This window comes from Conexibacter sp. CPCC 206217, from assembly GCF_030646165.1.
Classification (GTDB): Bacteria; Actinomycetota; Thermoleophilia; order Solirubrobacterales; family Solirubrobacteraceae; genus Conexibacter.
Genome location: NZ_JAUTDO010000004.1, coordinates 58,012 through 77,328 on the forward strand (window position 1 = coordinate 58,012; position 19,317 = coordinate 77,328).

Below are 19,317 nucleotides of genomic sequence, written 5' to 3' on the forward strand. Positions count from 1 at the left end.
CTTCCTCTCTAGCCTTTGATGCCGCCCGCGAACCCGGCGACGATCCGCCGCTGCGCGAGCAGGTAGAACACCAGCGCGGGCAGGATCGCGATCGCGACCCCCGCGAACACGAGCTGCCACTGCCCCAACGACACCTCGGCGAACGAGTACAGCGCGACGGGCAGTGTCGCGTTGGAGGTTCCCGACAGGAACACGAGCGATACGAACAGGTCGTTCCAGACGAACAGTCCGGTCAGGATCGCCACCGTCCACGTCACCGGCCGCACCAGCGGAAAGACGACACGCCAGTACAAGCGCATCGGGCTCGCCCCGTCGACCTCGGCCGCCTCCTCGTATTCATGCGGCACGCCGCGCATGAAGCCCGCGTAGAGAAACACGGTCAGCGGCATCATGAAGCCCGTGTAGACGAGGATCACCCCGACGCGCGTCCCCGTCAGCCCGAGCTCGTTGAGCACGCTGAAGAGCGGCAGGATCGCGGCCTGGTGCGGGAGGATGATCCCGATCACGAAGAGGTAGTAGAGCGTCGAGCTCAGCCGCGTGCGATAGCGCGCGATCGCGTAGGCGCACAGCGAGCCGAAGACGATCAGGAGCACGACGGTGGACAGCGTGACGACGGCACTGTTGAACATCGCCGACAGCATCGAGACCGGTTCGCTCTGCGCCGCTGCCGAGTAGTTGCCGAGATCCGGGCTCGACGGGAGCGACAGGGGCGCGACGAGCGCGTCGTCGGGCCCCTTGAGGGAGATCGCGACGAGCAGGTACAGCGGCACGCAGAAGATCAGCGCCCCGACCACGAACGCGAGCTCGCGCGCCAGCGACCAGCGGGTGTAGCGGAAGATCTTCACGCGTCACGCTCCTGTCTGCGCAATGCCACGAGCTGCAGCAGCGCCAGCGTTCCGATGATGAGCGTCAGCACGATCGACAGCGCCGCGCCGTAGCCGAAGCGCCCGTCCGCGAAGCTCTGCTTCCAGACCTGCGTGGCGAGCGTCTCGGTCGCACCGACCGGCCCGCCTCCGGTGAGGCCGAGGATCTGATCGAACACGCGCAGCCCGAAGATCAGCGTCAGCGTGCTCGCGATGATGAAGGCGGGGCGCAGCAGCGGCAGCGTGATCCGCCGCAAGCGCAGCCAGGACGATGCGCCGTCGACCGCGGACGCCTCGACGAGGTCGTCGGGAATCGACTGCAGCCCGGCGAGGTAGATGACCATCGCCAGCCCGGACTGCTGCCAGACGAGCACGACCAGGACGGCGATCAGCGCCCACTCGGGATCGCCGAGCCAGGCGTGCTGCCAGCTCTCCAGCCCGACCTCGGCGAACAGCGAGTTCACCGGTCCCGACGGGTCCAGGATGTACTTCCAGACGTAGGAGACGGCCAGCGGGCTGAGGATGACCGGCAGGAAGAACACCGCCCGCAGCAGGTTGCGGGACTTCAACGTGCGGTTGAGTCCGAGCGCGAGGGCGAGGCCGGCGGCGTTGGTGAGGACGACGAGCGCGCCGCCGAACACGAGCGTGTGCCACAACGCCCCGCGGGTCAGCGGGTCCTCGAAGATCTGGCGGAAGTTGTCGAGGCCGATCCAGTTGGCGTCGCCGAGCCCACCCCAGTCGGTGAAGGCGTAGAGCCCGCCCGCCACCACGGGCACGAGCGTGAACGCCACGAGCGCGAAGACGCCGGGCAGCGCCAGCGCGCGGAAGACGGGATGGACGCGCCTCGTCATGGCAGCGTCTGCCCGGCCTCGCGCACGAGCGCGACCTCGTGCGCGGACGCGACCCGCAGCGTGAGCACGTCGGCGCCGACGCCGACAAAGCGGTAGCCGAGCTCGACGCACTGCTTCGCATGGTCGGCGCCGTACGCGAGGATCCCCGCGACGACCGCGGCCCGCTCGCACGCGGCCGCGATCTCCGTCAGCGCGTCACGGACGCGCGCGGAGCCCGCCACGTCCCGTGGCGCGATCCCGAGCGAGATCCCGAGGTCGATCGGGCCGACGACGATCCCAGCCAGGCCGGGCGTCGCCGCAATCGCGTCGATCTCCTCGAGCGCGGCCGCCGACTCGGCCATCACGAAACAGCTCACCCGCCTCTCGAGCGCCTCGAGGTCGATGCCGAGGTCCGGCCGGCCGGGCCCGAAGCTGCGCCTCCCGGCCGGCGGGTAGCGGCACGCGGCGACCGCGTCCGCCGCCTCCCGCGGGCTGTCCACCAGCGGCACGATGACGGCGTCGGCTCCCGCATCGAGCACGCGGCCGATCGCGGCGGCGTCGTTCTGCGCGACACGCACGGCGAGCGCGTACGGAGCGCCCGCCAGCGTGCGGAAGGTCGCGGCCGCGTCCGCCTCGTCGTACGGCCCGTGCTGGCAGTCCAGCCAGACCCAGTCGTAGCCGGCTGCGACGAGCGGCTCGATGCTGCCCGCACCGAAGTGGGCCAGGCCGCCGAGCGCCGCCTCGCCCCCGTCCCAACGCTCGCGCAGCGCCTGATGCGTCATGCCCGCGCCTCTTCCCGCGAGCGTGACCCGAGCCCCAACAGCCGTCCCGGGACGTCCTTGGACATCACATCGATCTCCGCCTCGGCGAACCCCGCCTCGAGCAGCTTCGCGAGCAGCCAGAGATAGGACTCGACCCCGCCGCTGGAGCCCTTCAGCCCGGCGTCGGTGGAAAGCGTGACGTGCTCGATGCCGATCCCGCGCAGGGTCTCGACGAGCGCGTCCCCGAGCGTCAGCACCTGGAACGTCGTGAACTCGCAGACCGCGCCGGTCGCGCTGCACAGATCGCGGTAGTCCGCGGGCGTCGCCGGAGCCGTCATGAGCGCGTGCGTGATGCAGATGCGCTCCACCCTCCGCTCGTGCGCGGCGCGCACGGTCGCCCACACCTCCTCGGTGCTGAGGTGCCCGGTGCCGAAGGCGATCCCGCCCTCGGCGACCCGGTCGAGGCACTCGACGACCTCAGGGCGCACCGCGCCGGCATCGTCGAGCGTGTACACCACGCGCGGCTTCATCGGGACGACCGATTTCACGATCAGCTCCGCCGGATGGACGCCCTGGCCCTCCTGACGCAGCTTCTCGCCGTAGGCGGCGAGCGTCGGCGCACCGACCAGCTTGGCCCCGAACGCCACCGCCTTGTCGACGGCGTAGACGTTCCAGCCGCCCGTCTGGTTGTTGAGCCAATGCGAGCCGAAGACCTCGAAGGGATCCGCCACGTCGGCATGGGCCATCGCCAGCCAGGCCGCGTCCTCCATGCCGGTGAGATGGTCCTTGAGCACGATCGCCCGCATGCCGGCGGCCGACGCCTCCTCGGCCGCCTGGAATGCATCCATGACGCGCAGCTGCGGCGAGGGATCGCAATGCAGATGCATGTCGATGCTGCCGCGCAGGAGCTCCTGCGCGGAGTCGGTCACCCCGTCGTCGAGGTCGGCGTACCACTGCCGGAACGGCTCCGACATCGCCGAGATCTTCGCGACGAGGGCCTCGGCCTCATCTTGCCGTGCCAACGTGGCTCCTCTCGTCTGTCGCGTTGCTGTGCGGAGCGCCGTCGACGGCGCGCCCGTGATCGGGGTCGAAGAAGCGCAGCCGGTCCGGGCGGACCGCGAACGTCAGCGGCGCCCCCGCGCGCACCCGCTGCTCGGAATCCAGGCGCGCGACGAGCGGGATCGCTCCGCCCTCTCCAGGCAGCTCCGCATGCACGAGCTGCTCGGATCCGAGCGTCTCGATCAGCAGGCAGGCGGCGGCCAGCCCGCCGGCCCCCGCCGGCGCCAGCTCGAGGTGCTCGGGCCGGACGCCCACCGTCAGCTCGCGCCCGGCGTGGGCCGCCAGCGCCGGCTGCGCCGAGCGCAGCATGAGCGACTGCCCGCCGATGCGGCAGACCAGCTCGTCGCCGTCGCGCTCGATGCGCCCGGACAGGAGGTTCATCGACGGGCTGCCGAGGAAGCCGGCGACGAACAGGTTCGCGGGACGGTCGAACACCTCCTGCGGCGTCGCGCACTGCTGCAGCACCCCATCGCGCATGACCGCGATGCGGTGCCCCATCGTCATCGCCTCGAGCTGGTCGTGGGTCACGTAGATCGTGGTGACGCCCAGCTCGCGCTGCAGGGTCATCACCTCGACGCGCATCTGCCCGCGCAGCTTCGCGTCGAGGTTCGACAGCGGCTCGTCCATCGCGAAGACCTTCGGCCGGCGCACGATCGCGCGACCCATCGCGACCCGCTGGCGCTGGCCGCCCGACAGCCGCCCGGGGCGGCGGTCGATCAGCGCCTCCAGCCCGAGCCGCGTCGCGACGTGCTCGACCGTCGCGCGGACCTCCTTGCGCGGCATGCCCTGCGCCCGCAGCGGGAACGCGATGTTCTCGAACACCGTCATGTGCGGGTACAGCGCGTAGCTCTGGAAGATCATCGCCACGTCCCGCGCCTTCGGTGCCAGGTCGTTGACGACCCGCCCGTCGATGCTGATCTCGCCCGACGTGATCTGCTCGAGCCCGGCGACCATGCGCAGCGCAGTGGTCTTGCCGCAGCCCGACGGGCCGACGAAGACGAGCAGCTCCCCGTCGGGAATGGTCAGGTCGAGCGCTTGCACCGCCGTCGTTCCGTCGGGGTAGACCTTGCCCACCCCGTTGAAGCTCACCATCGCCATCGCGTCGTTCAGCGCTCCCGGCGCTCGAGCGTGACGGGCACGTCCCACGGGTTCTCGGGCGAGGTCTGCCAGCGCGGCGGCGGGACGTTGATGGTGAGATGCGTCTCGGTCTCGGTGCCGATCGCGCCGTTGCCGTGCGGCACGCCGGGCGGGATCGCGACGAGCGTGTGCGGTCCCACCTCGTGGTGCTCGAATCCGATCTCGACCCCGAGCGTGCCCTCCGTGACGTAGTAGAACTGGTGGAACTCGTGCACGTGCAGCCCCATGCCGCGCGCGACGCCGGGCTGCGACTTCAGCACGAACCACATCAGCTCGTTCGAGTCGGGGAACGCGGCGTCGAACTTGCCGGAAGGCTCCGACAGGAAGTGGCCGCGGGTCCCGGGCTGGGACTCCGGCCACTCGTCGGGTCGCAGGTGGGCGACGCTGCCTCCCGGCGCCCACGTGCCCGGGTCTCCCGCCCACTCCATGAACGTCCGGCCGATTCCCATGCCGGGGGCGATGACCTCGAGGTGCAGCTCGCGCTCGGTACCCGGGTTGCGATGCTTGTGCGGCGTTCCCGCGGGGATGTGCGCGACCGAGCCCGCGTTCAGGATGTGGGTCTCCTGCCCCAGGCGCAGCTCCATCGTCCCTTCCAGGACGTAGAAGAACTGGTCCATGCCGTGCGAGTGCGGCGGCGGTCCGAGCCTGCCGGGCGCGTTGCCGCAGAGCGTCAGCATGACCTCCGAGGAGAGGTGCAGCTGGATCGCGAAGAACATGTCGTCTGGCGCGAGCGACAGGTCGACCGGGCGCACGAAACCGGTCTCGGCCGGGTTCACGATCCCCGGGGCGACCGCGCCGCCCTGCGACCAGTCGGGCTCGCCGACGAACATCGGATTGCTGGTGCGAGTCGAGCTCATCTGCCGTACGTGCTGTCGAGGTCGGCGAGGATGTCGTCGACCGTCTTCTGGCCCGTCAGCAGGCCGGCGAGATCGGTCGAGAGCGTCGCGTTGGTCGAGGCCGACTTCCAGTCGTTGGGCTGGCCGACGACGTTGTTGCCGCCCGGCTCGAGGTTGGCGCTCAGCGGTGCCATGAACTCCGGGAACGTGCCCGCCTCGAAATCCGCCGGCGCGACCGTCTGCTGCACCTCGTTGTAGGCGCGGCTCCCGTCGAGCGTCGCGACGAAGTCGATGAACTGCTCGGCGAGCGCTCTGTTCTTCGACTTCGCGTTCATCGCGACGAGCGGATCGACCTGGACCGACAGGAAGGTGGTGTCCGGACCGTCGCCGGGCAGCGGGGCGACCGACCAGTCGAACGTCGGTTTGGCGGCGAGGACGGTCGCCAGCTGCGGCTGGATGATCGGGTACATGAGCGCCTTGCCGCTGGCGAACCGCGCGGTCGCGGCCTCGCGCGAGGTGCCCGCGACGCCGCTGTCGAAGCAGCCGGCCTCCTTCAGGTCGACGATCCGCTGCAGAGCCGTGCGCCAGCCCTTGGACTCGGCGAACGTCGTTCTGTCCGCGTTGCGCTGTCTGATCCACTGCGGGTCCGGACCGTCGACGTAATTGGGCAGCAGCATGCCCATGAGGTTGACCAGGTCGGGCGGGAAGCCTCCGCCGATCGCCACCGGCGTCAGGCCCTTGTCGGTGATCGTCTCGCACATCGACATGAGCTCGTCCATCGTGGCCGGCGGATTCAGGCCCAGCTCTCTGAATTTGTCCTCGTTCGTGAGCATGAACGAAGTGAAGACGCCGTTGACCAGCGCGTAGACGCTCCCGTCGTGGGAGACCACGTCCCTGTACGCGCCGGAGACGTCCTTCGCCCACGGCCGGTCGTCGAGGTTCGCGATGATCCCTCTTGCCGCCGCGTTCTGAAGCGACAGGGCGAGCGAGGAGCCGGGCGGCACGTAGAAGACGTCCGGTCCCGCGTTGGCCTGCAGCTGCGTGGAGACGAGCTGGAAGAACGACGCGAACGGAGCGAACGTCGCCTTCACGTCGACGTCGGGATTGGCCGCCTTGAAGTCGTCGATGACCTTCTGCCAGCCGGCCTGCGCCGTTGCGGGGAAGGCGACCTTCAGGGTGCCGGAGCTGGCAGAACCGGAACTGGCCGTTGTCCCGCCGTCGCTGTCGCTGCTGCTGCCGCACGCGGCAACGCCGACCGACACCGCCGCCGCGAGCAGCAGCGCGGCGACGCGCCTCCCCGTTCGGCCGGCAGCGGGCGCACGTCCGCCCCACAGATCTCGTCGCATGTCTCTCCCTCTCCGGAGTGTCTCACTATGCAAGACGTCGTCTCGCAGTTTGTGAGACGCTATCCGACATGCTGCGACGCTGCAACTCAATCCGTAGGCTTGGTGCCCCATGGCGACGACCCCGCACATCCAGTCGATCGAGCGCGCGGTGCGCATCCTCGGCTTGTTCGACCACCAGGAACCACACCTCTCGCTGCCTCAGCTCACCGAGCGCTCAGCGCTCGGCCGGGCGTCGACGCATCGCTACGTGACGGCGCTGCGGCGCGAAGGACTGCTCCGCTACGACGCGGCGCGCAACGTCTACTCGCTCGGCCCGCGCATCCTCGGCCTCGCCTCGGTCGCGGTCGCGAGCCTGCGCGTCGTCGCGATCGCGGGCCAGCACATGGATCGCCTCGCGTACGACCTCAACGAGACGATCGTGCTGTCGGTCGCCGACGGCCAGGTCGCGACGGTGGCGCGCGTGAGCGAGGCACCGCGGCGATCGGTGCTGATCTCGCCGCGACTGGGGATGCGGCTCGACCCGGTGAGCTCCGCGCAAGGAGTGCTCATCACCGCGCTCACGACCGACGGCGCGACGCTCGCGCCGGAGGTGCTCGAGCGCGTGCGAGCGACGCGAATCGCCACCTTGGTCGACGGCAACTTCGGAGTGCTCGCGGCACCGGTCTTCCAGGGTGACACGCTCGTCGCCACGATGGCGGTGCTCGGCCTGCCCGACGACGTGTCCGAGACCGCGACGGAAAAGGTCGAGGCACTGCGGCGGGCGGCGCAGGACGTCTCCGCCGAGCTGGGCGGCACGGACGGCGAGGGGGCCGCGCTGCCGGCGGCTGCAACCTGAGCGTCCATCGGTCGTCAAGGAGCTCTCCTCTCTCTCCCGCTCTTTCGCCCTCCCTCCGCGAATGATCCTATAGGATTTCAGTAGAGCTTATTGTGTCTGATCTGGTGGGGAGAAATGCCATGGATCTCGGGTTGACCGACAAGGTCGTCGTCGTCACCGGCGGCGCTTCGGGGATCGGACGAGCCACCGTGGAGGCGTTCACCCGCGTCGGCGCGCGGGCGATCGCGCTGGATCGCGACCCGGAAGCGCTCGCGCGCCTGGCCGCCGAGACCGACGGCGTCGAGACGCGTGAGCTCGACGTGACGTCGGCCGCCGACGTGGACGCGGCCATCGACGCCGTCGTCGAGCGTCACGGGCGCATCGACGTCGCCGTCAACAACGCCGGCATCTCGCGCGGGCTCGGCTGGTTTCACGACACCGACGAGTCGCATTGGGACGCCGTCATCGACGTCAACCTCAAGGGCATCTGGCTGTGCATGCGCGCCGAACTGCGCCACATGTACGCGCGGAGAGCGGGCGTGATCGTCAACACCGCGTCCGCCGCGGGTCTGCGCGGGGCCCCGGGCGTCGCCCACTACGTCGCCTCCAAGCACGGAGTGATCGGCCTGACGCGGACCGCCGCGCTCGAGTACGCCCCGCTGGGGATCCGCATCAACGCGATCGCTCCCGGCACCGTCGACACCGCGATGTCCGACTCGTTCGCAGAGGCGCGCCGCGCCGATCCGTTCGCCGATGCGCTCGTCCGCCAGCCCCACCCGCTGCGGGCGGCGGCAGCGGCCGACGAGGTCGCCGACGGCATCCTCTACCTGGCCGGCGACCTCTCGACGTTCGTGACGGGCTCGGTCCTGTCCGTGGACGGCGGCTTCACGGCCCAGTAGGCCGGCCGCCGCCACGGGCCGGCCGCAGCCGTCAGGCCGGAACGCGCGCCGCGGCGAGCGCGGCGACGATCTCGTCGACCTTCGTCTTCGCGTCGCCGAACAGCATCTGCGTGTTCTCGCGGAAGAACAGCGGGTTCTGGACGCCGGCGTAGCCGGACGCCATCGAGCGCTTGAAGACGATCACGTTGCGCGCCTCCCACACTCTCAGCACCGGCATGCCGGCGATCGGGCTGCTCGGGTCCTCGGTCGCCGGGTTGACGGTGTCGTTGGCGCCGATCACGAGGACGACGTCGGTCTCGGCGAAGTCGTCGTTGATCTCGTCCATCTCGAGCACGATGTCGTATGGCACCTTCGCCTCGGCGAGCAGCACGTTCATGTGGCCCGGCAGGCGACCGGCGACCGGGTGCACGCCGAAGCGGACCTCGATGCCGCGCTCGCGCAACTGGCGCGTCAGCTCCGCGACCGGGTACTGCGCCTGCGCGACCGCCATGCCGTAGCCGGGCGTGATGATGACCGAGCTGGCCTCGGTCAGCAGCTCGGCCGCGCTGACCGCGTCGATCTCGCGGTGCTCGCCGTAGTCGGTGTCGGCCGAGGCCGGGGCCTCGATGCCGAAGCCGCCCGCGATCACGGAGATGAACGAGCGGTTCATCGCCTCGCACATGATGTAGGAGAGGTAGGCACCGGAGGAGCCGACGAGCGCGCCGGTCACGATCAGCAGGTCGTTGTTGAGCAGGAAGCCCGACGCCGCCGCGGCCCAGCCCGAGTAGGAGTTGAGCATCGAGACGACGACCGGCATGTCGCCGCCGCCGATCGAGGCGACGAGGTGCCAGCCGAGCGCGAGCGCGAGCACGGTGACCGCGATCAGCAGCGGGAGGCTCGGCGAGATCACGAAGAAGACCGTCAGCACGACGAACGCCGCGAGCGCGCCGAGGTTGAGGTAGTTCTTGCCCGGCAGCGTCAGCGGCGCCGACTTGATTCTCGCCGACAGCTTCAGGTAGGCGACGATCGAGCCGGTGAAGGTGACCGCGCCGATGAAGATGCCGATGAAGACCTCGGCGTGGTGGATGTCGAGCAGCGAGCCGATGACCTCGGTCTGGCCGGCGTTGTCCTCGACGGAGAAGTAGCCGCTCCAGCCGACCAGCACGGCGGCGAGGCCGACGAAGCTGTGCAGCAGCGCGATCAGCTCGGGCATGCCGGTCATCTCGACGACGCGCGCCCGCCACAGCCCGATAGCGGCGCCGATGACGACCGCTATGACGAGCAGGACGATCGCGACCGTCTCGGCGTGCTCGGTCGCGACGCCGATCGTGGCGGCCAGCGCGATCGCCATGCCGGCGATTCCGAACGCGACGCCCTGACGGGCCGACTCGTGTCTGGACAGCCCTGCGAGCGAGAGGATGAACAGCAGCGCCGCGACGATGTAGGACGCGGTCGCGATCGACTGTGCGTCGATGCTGGCGGTGACGAGAGATGCGGTCATGGATCAGCCTCTGTTGAACATGCCGAGCATGCGCCGGGTCACGGCGAAGCCGCCGAAGACGTTGATCGATGCGAGCAGGATCGCGATCGTCGAGAGGACGCGGATCTTGGCGTCGTCGTGCTCGCCGAGCTGGAGGATCGCGCCGACGACGATGATGCCCGAGATCGCGTTCGTGACCGACATCAGCGGCGTGTGCAGCGCGTGGTGGACCTTGCCGATCACGTAGTAGCCGACGACGATCGCCAGCATCAGCACGGTGAAGTGGCTCGGCAGCGGGTCGGGCGCGAACGCGTTGACCGCCCACAGCGCCAGCAGACCGAGCGATATCACGGCGTATCTGACCCACGCCGGGCGCGGCTCCTTGACCGGCGCGGCCACGGCTCTCGCCGGCTCGGGTCTCGCGGCCGGCGCGGCAGAGACCTGCACCGGCGGCGGCGGCCACGTTCTCTCGCCGTCGCGCACGACCGTCATCGAGCGCTGGACGACGTCGTCGAAGTCGAGCGTCAGCTGCCCGTCTCTCTCCGGCGTCAGCAGCTTCATCAGGTTGACGAGGTTCGTGCCGTAGAGCTGCGAGGCCTGCGCGGGCAGACGGCCGGCGAGGTCGGTGTAGCCGATGATCGTGACGCCGTTGTCGGTCACGATCGCCTTGCCGGGGACCGAGCCCTCGACGTTGCCGCCCATCGCGGCGGCCATGTCGACGATCACCGAGCCCGATCTCATCAGCGCGACCTGCTCGGCGGTCATCAGCTTCGGCGCCGGGCGGCCCGGGATCAGCGCCGTCGTGATGATGATGTCGACGTCCTTGGCCTGCTCGGTGTACAGCTCGGCGGCGAGGCGGTTGTAGTCGTCGCTGGTCGCTCTCGCGTAGCCGTCGCTGGAGACTTCCAGCTCCATCACGGCGAGGAACTCGCCGCCGAGCGATCTGACCTGGTCGGCGACCTCGGGACGCGGGTCGGTCGCGCGCACGATCGCGCCGAGGCTGTTGGCGGCGCCGATCGCGGCGAGTCCGGCGACGCCGGCGCCCGCGATAAGCACCTTCGCCGGCGGGACCTTGCCAGCCGCCGTCACCTGGCCGGTGAAGAAGCGGCCGAAGACGTGCGCGGCCTCGATCACGGCGCGGTAGCCGGCGATGTTGGCCATGCTGGAGAGCACGTCGAGCGACTGCGCGCGGCTGATGCGCGGCACCGCGTCCATCGCGAGCGCGGTGATCGGCCGCTGCGCGAGCGCGTCGACCAGTTCCGGTCTGAGCGCGGGCTGCAGCAGCGCGACGATCGTCGCGCCGTCCTTCAGCTTCGCGATCTCGTCGACGGTCGGTCCGTTGACGCGCAGCAGGACGTCCGCCAGCCACGCCTGCTCGGCGGACCCGACGTCCGCTCCCGCGGCCGCGTACGCGGCGTCCTCGAAGCTGGCGAGCGCGCCGGCGCCAGCCTCGATCGTCACGTCATATCCAAGTCCCACAAGCTGTCTGACCGTCGCCGGGGTCGCGGCGACGCGTGTCTCCCCAACAGTGGTCTCGCGGGGCACTCCGATGAGCATCGAGATCTCAGACTCCTCGTGACAACGACATTCGGCTTTGAGAACGCGGATCCTAAGGGCGCGAACCCCGGCGCGGCCACCCGGGAGAGGCAGGCAGGGCCAAAAGGAAATCAGCCTACCGTCGCGAAGGGCGTCGGTTGTCGCGCAGACCGCCGTGCGCGGCGTGAACGTGACGCGCGGGCTGACCTTCAGCCTGCCGGCCTTCGTCAGCGCCGTTCTCATCGCCGCGGTCGGCGCGACGCCGTTTGCGACGCCGGCCGCGGCGCTCAGCCACGCACAAGGCGACCACACCCGCGCACGCCGTGAAGCTATCCTGGCGCATCGACGCTTTGCGGCAGTTGTCATTGCGTTGCAGTTGATCTACGGATCAACTGACTACTGCCGGCCACGTTCGTGGCCGGCGCCACCTCGCCTCCCTTCGTCGCCTCGCGGTCGGTCCGGACGCCGTCCATCTCGCGCAGGCCCTGGATCGGCGGCGCGTCCGAACGATCAGCCGTCGCTCGGCGGCTCGACGAACGCTCTGCCCAGCACGGTCGGCGCGAACGAGCGGGCTCTGGCGGCGCGGGCCAACGGTCTGAGCGCGAACAGGTCCTCGACCGAGCGCAGCAGCGAGTACGGGTCGTAGCTGCCGCCGGCGGTGCTGCCGGCCTGCGCGAAGCGGGAGACGAGCAGCGTGCCGTTGCGCACGGGGGCGTCCGCCGGGGCGGCTGCAGCGGCCGGGTCGCCGGCCGCGGCGGGGCCGCCCGCGAACGTGACGATCAGCAGGCCGTCCTTGCGGTAGGCCGGCGAGGCGAGGATCCGCGGCGCCCACGTCTTCAGGAACGCGTCGGCGGCGGGCAGCCCGCCGGGGCTGCCGTCGGCGCACGGGGATTCGCCGCCGCCGTTGCAGAGGTTCGGGACGATGAAGCTGTAGGCGGGCGTCCCCTTGGCGGAACGCAGGTCTCTCTGCAGCCCGGTCAGCCCGCCGACCTTCGCGTCGCAGTCGCCCAGGTCCAGCAGCGAGTGGAAGTAGACGAACGGGTTGTGACGCGTCGCGTAGCCGTCGCCGGGCCGTCCTCTGAGCGTGTCGTCGGCGCCGTTGGAGTCGGGCCGGCGGCACGTCTGCCTTCTGTCCGGGCCGCGCTCGAGGTCCTCGACGTAGGCGCGCCACGTCCGCCGGCTCGCCGTCAGCTGGTCGCCGAGCGTCGTGACGGTGTTGGGGTAGACGCAGCCGTCGGCGGCGATCACGCCGGCTCTCGACGGCGCGGTCGACGGCGGGATCTCTCTGAAGGTCGGGCAGCCGGCGCGCGTGTCGGCGTTGGGCGGCTGCCCGCCGAGCAGCGCGATGTAGTCCGGCAGGTCGGCGCTGCCGAGCGACGCGTAGCCGTCGAGCAGCGCTCCCTTCGGCCGCAGCGTCCCGTTGAGGTAGGCCGCCGTCGAGCCGGGCCCGAAGGCGGCGTCGAAGCCCTGCCCGGCGAGCGTCACGACGAAGACGTGTCTGATCTTGGTCGGCTGCGGCTCCGCCGTCTCGTCGGCGCCGGCGCTGCCGCTGCCGCCGCCCGCGCCGTCGCTGCCGTCCGGGCCCGTGCCGCCGCCGTCGGCGCCCGCCTCGCCGGAGTCGCCGCCCGCGCCAGTCCCACCGCTGTCGCCGCTCGCGCCCGCGTCGCCGCTCCCGTCGCCCGCGCCCGCCGCTGCACCGCCATCGTCGCCGACCGCCGACTCGCTGCTCGCCGCCGGCTCCTCGCTCGCGCCGGTCTCGTCGTCGAGCGCGACGACCTCGTCGGGCGCCCCGGTGTCGTCGGCGTCACCGGCGGCCGCGTCGGCGGAGGCGGTCGCCCCCGCGGCCTGCCCGACCGGCGTCGCGCCGATCGTGACGGGCTTGCGATCGGCCGCCAGTCTGCCCAGCTCGACCGACTGGTGTGCGGACCCGCTCGTCAGCACGAAGACGGTCGACAGCAGCGACAGCGTGGCGATCAGCGCGAGCTGCCAGCGTCTCATGCGGGACCACCGCCGTTGGAGCCGTTGACGTAGAGCCCGCCGAGCGCGCCCGGCTCGCCGCGCAGCGCGCGCTGGACCTGCGCCAGCTCGGCGTCGACGCGCTGCAGCTCCGCGGCCTTGCGGGTCAGCACGTCCATCCGCACGTGGTCGCGGATCACCATCTCGTAGAGGACGCCGCCGAGGTCCGCCTGCATCAGCGTGAAGCGCTCGACGAGCCGGTCGCGCCGCGCCGCCAGCTCCGGATCGGAGGCGCCGGCCGGCGCGGCCTTCGGCGCCTTGGCGGCGTCGCGCCGCGCCTGCGCCGCGAGCTTGTCGGCCGGCACCAGGCCGGCGGGCGGGCCCGCCGACGCACCCGCGGGACCGTGGCCCGGCAGCAGCCGGCGGATGCGCTCGCCGAAGCTCACGGGATGACGATCTGGTCCGGCAGGTTGCGCTGCTGGTCGACGTAGTCTCTGCCCTGCGACTCGACGATGTGTCTGAGCGCCTCTCTGCTCTCCGCGGCCTGCTCCGGCGTCACTCTCGAGTCCGTCAGCTGGCGCGCGGTGCCGTATCTCGTGCGCGCGATCACTCTGCCGTCGGCGTCGTCGGGGTTGTCGCCTCTCACCTTCGCCGCCGATCTCTTCCCTCTCGCCGCGCTGCCGCTCGACGCGTCGGCGGTGCCGGCGTCGGCGGTGTCGCCGGCGACCGCGCCGCCGGCGGAGCCCCCGCCGCCGATCACGTTGACGACCGGCGGCTGCTGCGCCTGCAGCGCCTTCACGAGCTGCGCGGAGTCGCCGGTCTCGCCGCGGCCGACCGTCACGCCGATGGCCGCCACGACCGGCAGCAGCGCCAGCGCGATCGCGAGCACGACCGAGCTGGAGCGCCACGGAGGCGGCGATCCCGCGTCCGGCGGCGGCGCCGCTTCGGCGGCGCGTGCGCGGCGCGCGTTGGCGACGAACCAGCCCGCGACCGGGTCGTCGGACTGCGCGTGGCGCGCGCCGCAGACGACGCAGTAGCGCTGACGTTCGTCGAGCGGCGCCTGGCAGTGGTCGCAGGCATCCCAGGCGCCGAGCGTGTGCGCGGCGTAGATCGGCCCTGCGGGCGGTGGCGTACCGTCGGTGTGCGTCATCGTCGGCTCCTCACTCGAAGATCGTCGGGATCGCGTGCACGCGCACCGAGCCGTCGCCCGGCGCCCCGGCGAGCGCGACGGCGGCCGTCGTGCGCGCCCCCGTCCCGAGGTGTCTGACCGTCGCCTTGCCGGCAGCGACCAAACGGCCGCCGCGCCGCACCAGCGCATACAGCTGCACGCCGTACTGCGGGATCCCGGAGTCGTTGTCGACGCGCACGCGGACGCGTCGCTCCGCTCTGTCACCGGCGTCCGACCGCGACGCCGGCCCGGCCGTGACCGTGGTCGCGATCCGTGGCAGCGCCGCCCCGTCCGGCAGCGCCGTCGCCCCGGCACCCACCCGCGCGTACGGCCGCCCGCCCGCCGCGACCGGACGACGCGTGAGGAAGATCCACGTCGCCGTCCCGTTCGCGGCGATCGCCGGCACGTGCGACTGGAACCAGTCGAGGCCGCCGGCCGCGTTCAGCGGTCTGCGGTGGCTGCCGACCCGCACCCCGACTTCAACCGGAAGATCGGCGAGCGCCGTCGGTGAGCTGCTGCGCAGTTCGACGACCACGGCGCTGGCGCGGCCCCCGCGCACGAGCGTCACGCTGCTCACCCGCACGTCCGCGCTCGTGCGCGTCACGCGCTGCGGTCTGCGGCTGTCCAGCACGCGCGTGGCGACGATCTTCGCGCGCGCGTTCTTCTGCTGCGTCGAGACGCAGCCGGCGAGGCCGCCGCCGCACGCGATCGCGATTGCCAGCGCGGCCATCGCCCGCCTACCCGAAGCCGCCACTGACGTACTCCCGCGTGCGCTGCTCGCGCGGCGCGCCGAAGATCTGGTCGGCCGGCCCGTACTCGACCAGCTCGCCGAGGTACATGAACGCGACCCGGTCGGCGATCCGGTAGGCCTGCTGCAGGTTGTGCGTGACGATCACGACGGCGACCTGCTCGCGCAGCTGCACGATCAGCTGCTCGATCACCTGCGTCGACTGCGGGTCCAGCGCCGAGCAGGGCTCGTCGAGCAGCAGCACCTCCGGGTCGACCGCGAGCGCGCGGGCGATGCAGAGTCGCTGCTGCTGGCCGCCGGACAGCCGCAGCGCGGGATGCGCGAGGTCGGCGACGACCTCGTCGAGCAGGCCCGCGCGCGCGAGCGCGCTGCGGACCGCCGTCTGCAGCGCGGCCTTGCGCGGCCGCCGCGACGCCTGCTCGCGCAGCACGTAGGCGACGTTGTCGAAGACGCTCATCGGGAACGGGTTCGGCTGCTGGAAGACCATCGTCACGCGCCGCCGCAGCGCGGTCGGCTCGAGCGTCGCGATGTCCTCTCCGTCGAGCACGATGCGCCCCTTCATCGAGGCCGTCTTGGTCAGCTCGGTGAGGCGGTTGAGCGAGCGCAGCAGCGTCGTCTTGCCGCAGCCCGAAGGGCCGATCAGCGCGAGCACCTCGCCCTGGCGGATCGGCAGCGAGACCGAGTCGACCGCGAGCTTGGAGCCGTACGCGATCGACAGCTCCTCGACCTGCATGCGGTCGACGGCGATCGACGCGGAGCCGATCCGCCGCCGCGGCGCGCTGACGAAGCGCGACGCGCCGCCGCCGGAGGCACCGGCCGCGCCGGTCGCGTCGCCGGCCCCGCCCGGCAGCACCGTCGTCGGCTGCTCCGCCGGGTCGACCGCGTCGACCACCGTCGCCTCGCCGCCGGTCAGCGGCAGCCGCCGCACCGGCGGCGGGACGCGCTGCCCGCCCGGCCGCTCGTCCGCCCGCGTCATCTCCAGCGTCTCCCGCGTCGCACCACGACGTCGACCGCGACGTTCAACAACAGCACCATCGACAGCAGCACGAAGCCGGCGGCGAACGCCAGCTCCGGCCGATTCGCCTCGCCCGTGGGGGCGTTCTGGTAGACGTACGTCGTCAGCGTGCTGCCGGTCCCCTGCAGCGCACCGACGATCGGCGTGTCGCCCGCGGCGTTGAGCCGCAGCGTCGCGCCCAGCAGCAGCACGATGATCGCCGTGTCGCCGATGATGCGCCCGACGCCGAGCATCGCCCCGGTCACGACCGACGGCCGCGCCGCCGGCAGCAGCACGCGCCGCGTCGTCGCGATGCGCGTCTTGCCGACCGCGTAGGAGGCCTCGCGCACATGGCCGGGGATCGCCTGCAGGCCCTCGCGCACGTTGGCGACGATCAGCGGCAGCGCGATCAGCGACAGCATCGCCGCGGCGGCGAAGAACGAGCGGCCGTAGACGACGCCGTCGTTGGTGCGGCTCAGGAACGCCAGCGCGCCCTGCTCGAACAGCAGCGTGCCGAACAGCGCGAAGACGATCGACGGGGAGCCCGCGAGCATCTCGACGGTCGATTCGGCGAGGCGCGCGAGCCACGCCGGGCGCGCGTACTCGCTCAGCCACACGCCGATGCCGAGGCCGAGCGGGAAGGCGATCGCCATCGCCATCAGCGCGACGACGATCGTCCCGATCAGCGGATCGAGGAAGCCGCCCGCATCAGCCTCGGAGTAGCCGGCGGCCGGCGACGTGACGAACAGCTGCGGCCGCACGTAGCGGATCCCCTGCACGAACATGTACAGCACGATCCCCGCCGTCACGGCGAGGAACAGCAGGCCGAGCAGCCACGCGAAGCCGAGCCCGAGGCGGTCGCTCCAGCGCCACGAGGCGGACGAGTCGCGCGCCGAGCGGCGTCTCACGGGCGGGACGGGCGGCGCGGGCGCGGCGGCGGTCGTGCTCATGCCCGCACCCCGTATCTCTTCATCGGCTGCTTCGCCGCCCAGCCGGCGAGCGACAGCATCGCGCCGGAGAACAGCAGCACCGCGGCCATCGCGAAGATCGTGTGGCGCATCGGCGGGGAGGTCAGCTCCTCAGCCGTCTGGAGGATGGTGGCGGCCAGCGGGCGCGTCGGCTCGATGAAGAAGATCAGCCCGTCGGCCGGGTTGGGCGCGAACGCGACGCCGCCGGTCACCATCGCCAGCATCACGACCTCGCCGATCGCGCGCGCGGTCGCGAGCACCGTGCCCGCGACGAGCGCCGGCCGCGCGGTCCGCACGCCGATCTTCCAGAACGTCCGCCAGCTGTTTATGCCGAGCCCGAGCGAGCCCTCCAGCCAGCCGCGCGGGACGGCGCGCAGGCCGTCGCAGAAGACGGCGATCATCAGCGGCGCGATCATCAGGCTGAGGATCAGGACGCCCGCGAGCAGGCTGTAGCCGCTGAGCGAGACGACGTAGGAGACCGAGCGGCGGTTCTCGTCGCTGATCACGTGCTCGCCGATGAACGGCACGAGGATCAGCACGCCGAGCAGCCCGAAGATGACCGACGGCACGCTCGCGAGCAGGCGCACGACGGGCTCCAGGATGCGGCGGATCGGCTCGGGCGCGAACTCGACGACGAAGACCGACACGAACAGCGCCGCTATGAAGCTCAGGATCACCGCGCCGCAGGTCGTCAGCAGCGTGCCGTAGATGATCGGCCACGCGTGAAACGTGTAGACCGGCTCTCTCAGCAGGTTCGCGGACGTGAAGATCGCCTGGATCTGCTGGTCCGGGTTGCCGCCTGGACCGAACCAGGCGAGCCCGTTGTGCTGGAACGACGGCCACGCCTCGCGGAACACGAACCCGACCAGCAGCCCGACGAACAGCAGCAGACCGCAGACCAGCGCGCCGAGCAGAAGCTCGGCGCGCTTGTCGGTCAGCAGCTCGCCGGCCGTTCGTCGTCGCTGGTGTGACTCCGAGGCCACTGCGGTCAGCCTCCGCCTAGCGTCTTCTTCTCGGCGGTCTCTTGGCGTTGAACGCGGGCACCGCGCCGGCTCTGTCGATCACCTTGCCGGCGGCGTAGCTCGTGCGGACCCAGTCGCCGAATCTCGTCGCGAGCCGGTTCGGTCTTCTGGCCGGCAGGACGATCCACGCGTAGCGGGTCAGCGGGTATCTGAGCGTGATGATCGCGCTCGCGTCACACGGCTGCCCCTCGAGCGTCAGGCGCTTCACGCCGGCGCTCGGCTTCGAGTTGGCGAGCCCGACGTAGCCGATGCCCGCTCTGTTGCCGCGCACAGCGACCGCGACCTCGCCGTCCTTGTCGAGCGCCGTCACGTTCGACGCCTGCGTCGCGCCGCCGAGCACCGCGCTCTGGAAGAACGTGTAGAGGCCCGCGGTCGAGAAGCGCCCGAACGCCGAGATCGGCGAGACGAGGTTGGAGCCGACCTGCGACCACTCGGTGACGGTGCCGAGGAAGATGTCCTTGACCTGCGACACCTTCAGCCCGTTCAGCGAGTTCGCCGGGTTGACCGCGACGCAGAGGCCGTCGAGGAACAGCTTCGAGTAGCTGAGCCCCGAGTCGGACGGAAGCGGCGGCCGCGTCTGGATCGCGAACGCGCTCTTGCCGTCCTGGACGTCCTTCGCGCCCGCGTTGCCGTTGTTCGCCGTGAAGACGAATCTCGTGCTCGGATCGACCTTCTTGTACTCCTTGAAGAGCGCCTCGAGGTACGGCACGCTCGCGCTCGAGCCCGACCCGAAGACCGTCGCCGCGGGCGCGCTCGCCGGGACGGCGGTGAACGCGACCGCGCCCGCCACCGCTCCGAGGATCAGCCTGGTTCGTCCTGCCATCCGGTCCCTTTCCCGTGGATTTCTCATTAAACCTATCGGAATTGTTGGCTTTAAGCACTGCTTGTCTGTGCGACACCGACTCAAGGCCGGTGCGGTGC

At 71.2% G+C, this 19,317-nt stretch carries 19 protein-coding genes; 2 read left to right on the plus strand and 17 right to left on the minus strand.

Annotated elements, in window-relative coordinates; translation table 11 throughout:
• Window positions 1–8 precede the first annotated feature (8 nt).
• From Q7L65_RS11560 to Q7L65_RS11590, 7 genes are all read right to left on the minus strand, one after another.
• Window positions 9–845 (minus strand): carbohydrate ABC transporter permease, encoded by an 837-nt coding sequence (locus Q7L65_RS11560; RefSeq protein WP_304721310.1) that lies wholly within the window; start codon window positions 843–845, stop codon window positions 9–11.
• A complete protein-coding gene (locus Q7L65_RS11565; protein WP_304721312.1) occupies window positions 842–1,714 on the minus strand; it encodes a carbohydrate ABC transporter permease in 873 nt (290 codons plus the stop codon). Before Q7L65_RS11565 ends, Q7L65_RS11560 begins: the two co-directional genes overlap by 4 nt.
• On the minus strand, window positions 1,711–2,475 hold the full coding sequence (locus Q7L65_RS11570) for an HpcH/HpaI aldolase/citrate lyase family protein (protein ID WP_304721313.1): 765 nt from the start codon (window positions 2,473–2,475) through the stop codon (window positions 1,711–1,713). The genes Q7L65_RS11565 and Q7L65_RS11570 overlap by 4 nt, the downstream gene beginning before the upstream one ends.
• A complete protein-coding gene (locus Q7L65_RS11575) occupies window positions 2,472–3,383 on the minus strand; it encodes a DUF6282 family protein (RefSeq protein WP_304721314.1) in 912 nt (303 codons plus the stop codon). The genes Q7L65_RS11570 and Q7L65_RS11575 overlap by 4 nt, the downstream gene beginning before the upstream one ends.
• Window positions 3,384–3,459: 76 nt before the next feature.
• Window positions 3,460–4,611, minus strand: a complete 1,152-nt coding sequence (locus tag Q7L65_RS11580) for an ABC transporter ATP-binding protein (protein ID WP_304721315.1) — start codon at window positions 4,609–4,611, stop codon at window positions 3,460–3,462.
• A gap of 8 nt (window positions 4,612–4,619) precedes the next feature.
• Complete coding sequence (locus tag Q7L65_RS11585) at window positions 4,620–5,507, minus strand: cupin domain-containing protein (protein WP_304721317.1); 888 nt, start codon at window positions 5,505–5,507, stop codon at window positions 4,620–4,622.
• Complete coding sequence (locus tag Q7L65_RS11590; protein ID WP_304721319.1) at window positions 5,504–6,832, minus strand: ABC transporter substrate-binding protein; 1,329 nt, start codon at window positions 6,830–6,832, stop codon at window positions 5,504–5,506. Before Q7L65_RS11590 ends, Q7L65_RS11585 begins: the two co-directional genes overlap by 4 nt.
• Before the next feature lie 109 nt (window positions 6,833–6,941).
• Here Q7L65_RS11590 and Q7L65_RS11595 point away from each other — a divergent pair, with 109 nt between their 5' ends.
• On the plus strand, window positions 6,942–7,667 hold the full coding sequence (locus Q7L65_RS11595; RefSeq protein WP_304721321.1) for an IclR family transcriptional regulator: 726 nt from the start codon (window positions 6,942–6,944) through the stop codon (window positions 7,665–7,667).
• Window positions 7,668–7,786: 119 nt separating this feature from the next.
• On the plus strand, window positions 7,787–8,545 hold the full coding sequence (locus tag Q7L65_RS11600; protein ID WP_304721322.1) for an SDR family NAD(P)-dependent oxidoreductase: 759 nt from the start codon (window positions 7,787–7,789) through the stop codon (window positions 8,543–8,545).
• Between the two features lie 31 nt (window positions 8,546–8,576).
• On the opposite strand, the gene pntB is transcribed toward Q7L65_RS11600, so the two are convergent.
• The 10 genes from pntB to Q7L65_RS11650 form a co-directional block, all read right to left on the minus strand.
• Window positions 8,577–10,025 carry a Re/Si-specific NAD(P)(+) transhydrogenase subunit beta gene (gene pntB / locus Q7L65_RS11605; RefSeq protein ID WP_304721324.1) on the minus strand — a complete coding sequence of 483 codons (1,449 nt, stop codon included), beginning with the start codon at window positions 10,023–10,025 and terminating at the stop codon, window positions 8,577–8,579.
• Between the two features lie 3 nt (window positions 10,026–10,028).
• Window positions 10,029–11,561 carry a Re/Si-specific NAD(P)(+) transhydrogenase subunit alpha gene (locus Q7L65_RS11610; RefSeq protein WP_304721325.1) on the minus strand — a complete coding sequence of 511 codons (1,533 nt, stop codon included), beginning with the start codon at window positions 11,559–11,561 and terminating at the stop codon, window positions 10,029–10,031.
• 489 nt (window positions 11,562–12,050) lie between these two features.
• Window positions 12,051–13,538 (minus strand): alkaline phosphatase family protein, encoded by a 1,488-nt coding sequence (locus Q7L65_RS11615; protein WP_304721326.1) that lies wholly within the window; start codon window positions 13,536–13,538, stop codon window positions 12,051–12,053.
• Window positions 13,535–13,942 (minus strand): hypothetical protein, encoded by a 408-nt coding sequence (locus Q7L65_RS11620; protein WP_304721327.1) that lies wholly within the window; start codon window positions 13,940–13,942, stop codon window positions 13,535–13,537. The genes Q7L65_RS11615 and Q7L65_RS11620 overlap by 4 nt, the downstream gene beginning before the upstream one ends.
• Entirely contained in the window at window positions 13,939–14,646 is a 708-nt protein-coding gene (locus Q7L65_RS11625; protein WP_304721328.1) for a zinc ribbon domain-containing protein, read from the minus strand. Before Q7L65_RS11625 ends, Q7L65_RS11620 begins: the two co-directional genes overlap by 4 nt.
• 10 nt (window positions 14,647–14,656) lie before the next feature.
• Entirely contained in the window at window positions 14,657–15,394 is a 738-nt protein-coding gene (locus tag Q7L65_RS11630) for a hypothetical protein (protein ID WP_304721330.1), read from the minus strand.
• A 7-nt stretch (window positions 15,395–15,401) separates the two neighbouring features.
• A complete protein-coding gene (locus Q7L65_RS11635; RefSeq protein ID WP_370552556.1) occupies window positions 15,402–16,145 on the minus strand; it encodes a phosphate ABC transporter ATP-binding protein in 744 nt (247 codons plus the stop codon).
• 239 nt (window positions 16,146–16,384) lie between these two features.
• Window positions 16,385–17,356 carry a PstA family ABC transporter permease gene (locus tag Q7L65_RS11640; RefSeq protein WP_304721332.1) on the minus strand — a complete coding sequence of 324 codons (972 nt, stop codon included), beginning with the start codon at window positions 17,354–17,356 and terminating at the stop codon, window positions 16,385–16,387.
• Window positions 17,353–18,357: a PstC family ABC transporter permease gene (locus Q7L65_RS11645; RefSeq protein ID WP_304721333.1), complete on the minus strand. Its 1,005-nt coding sequence runs from the start codon at window positions 18,355–18,357 to the stop codon at window positions 17,353–17,355. The genes Q7L65_RS11640 and Q7L65_RS11645 overlap by 4 nt, the downstream gene beginning before the upstream one ends.
• A 16-nt stretch (window positions 18,358–18,373) precedes the next feature.
• The gene (locus tag Q7L65_RS11650; RefSeq protein ID WP_304721334.1) at window positions 18,374–19,219 is read right to left on the minus strand and encodes a substrate-binding domain-containing protein; all 846 of its coding nucleotides are present in this window, start codon (window positions 19,217–19,219) and stop codon (window positions 18,374–18,376) included.
• Between the last annotated feature and the right edge of the window lie 98 nt (window positions 19,220–19,317).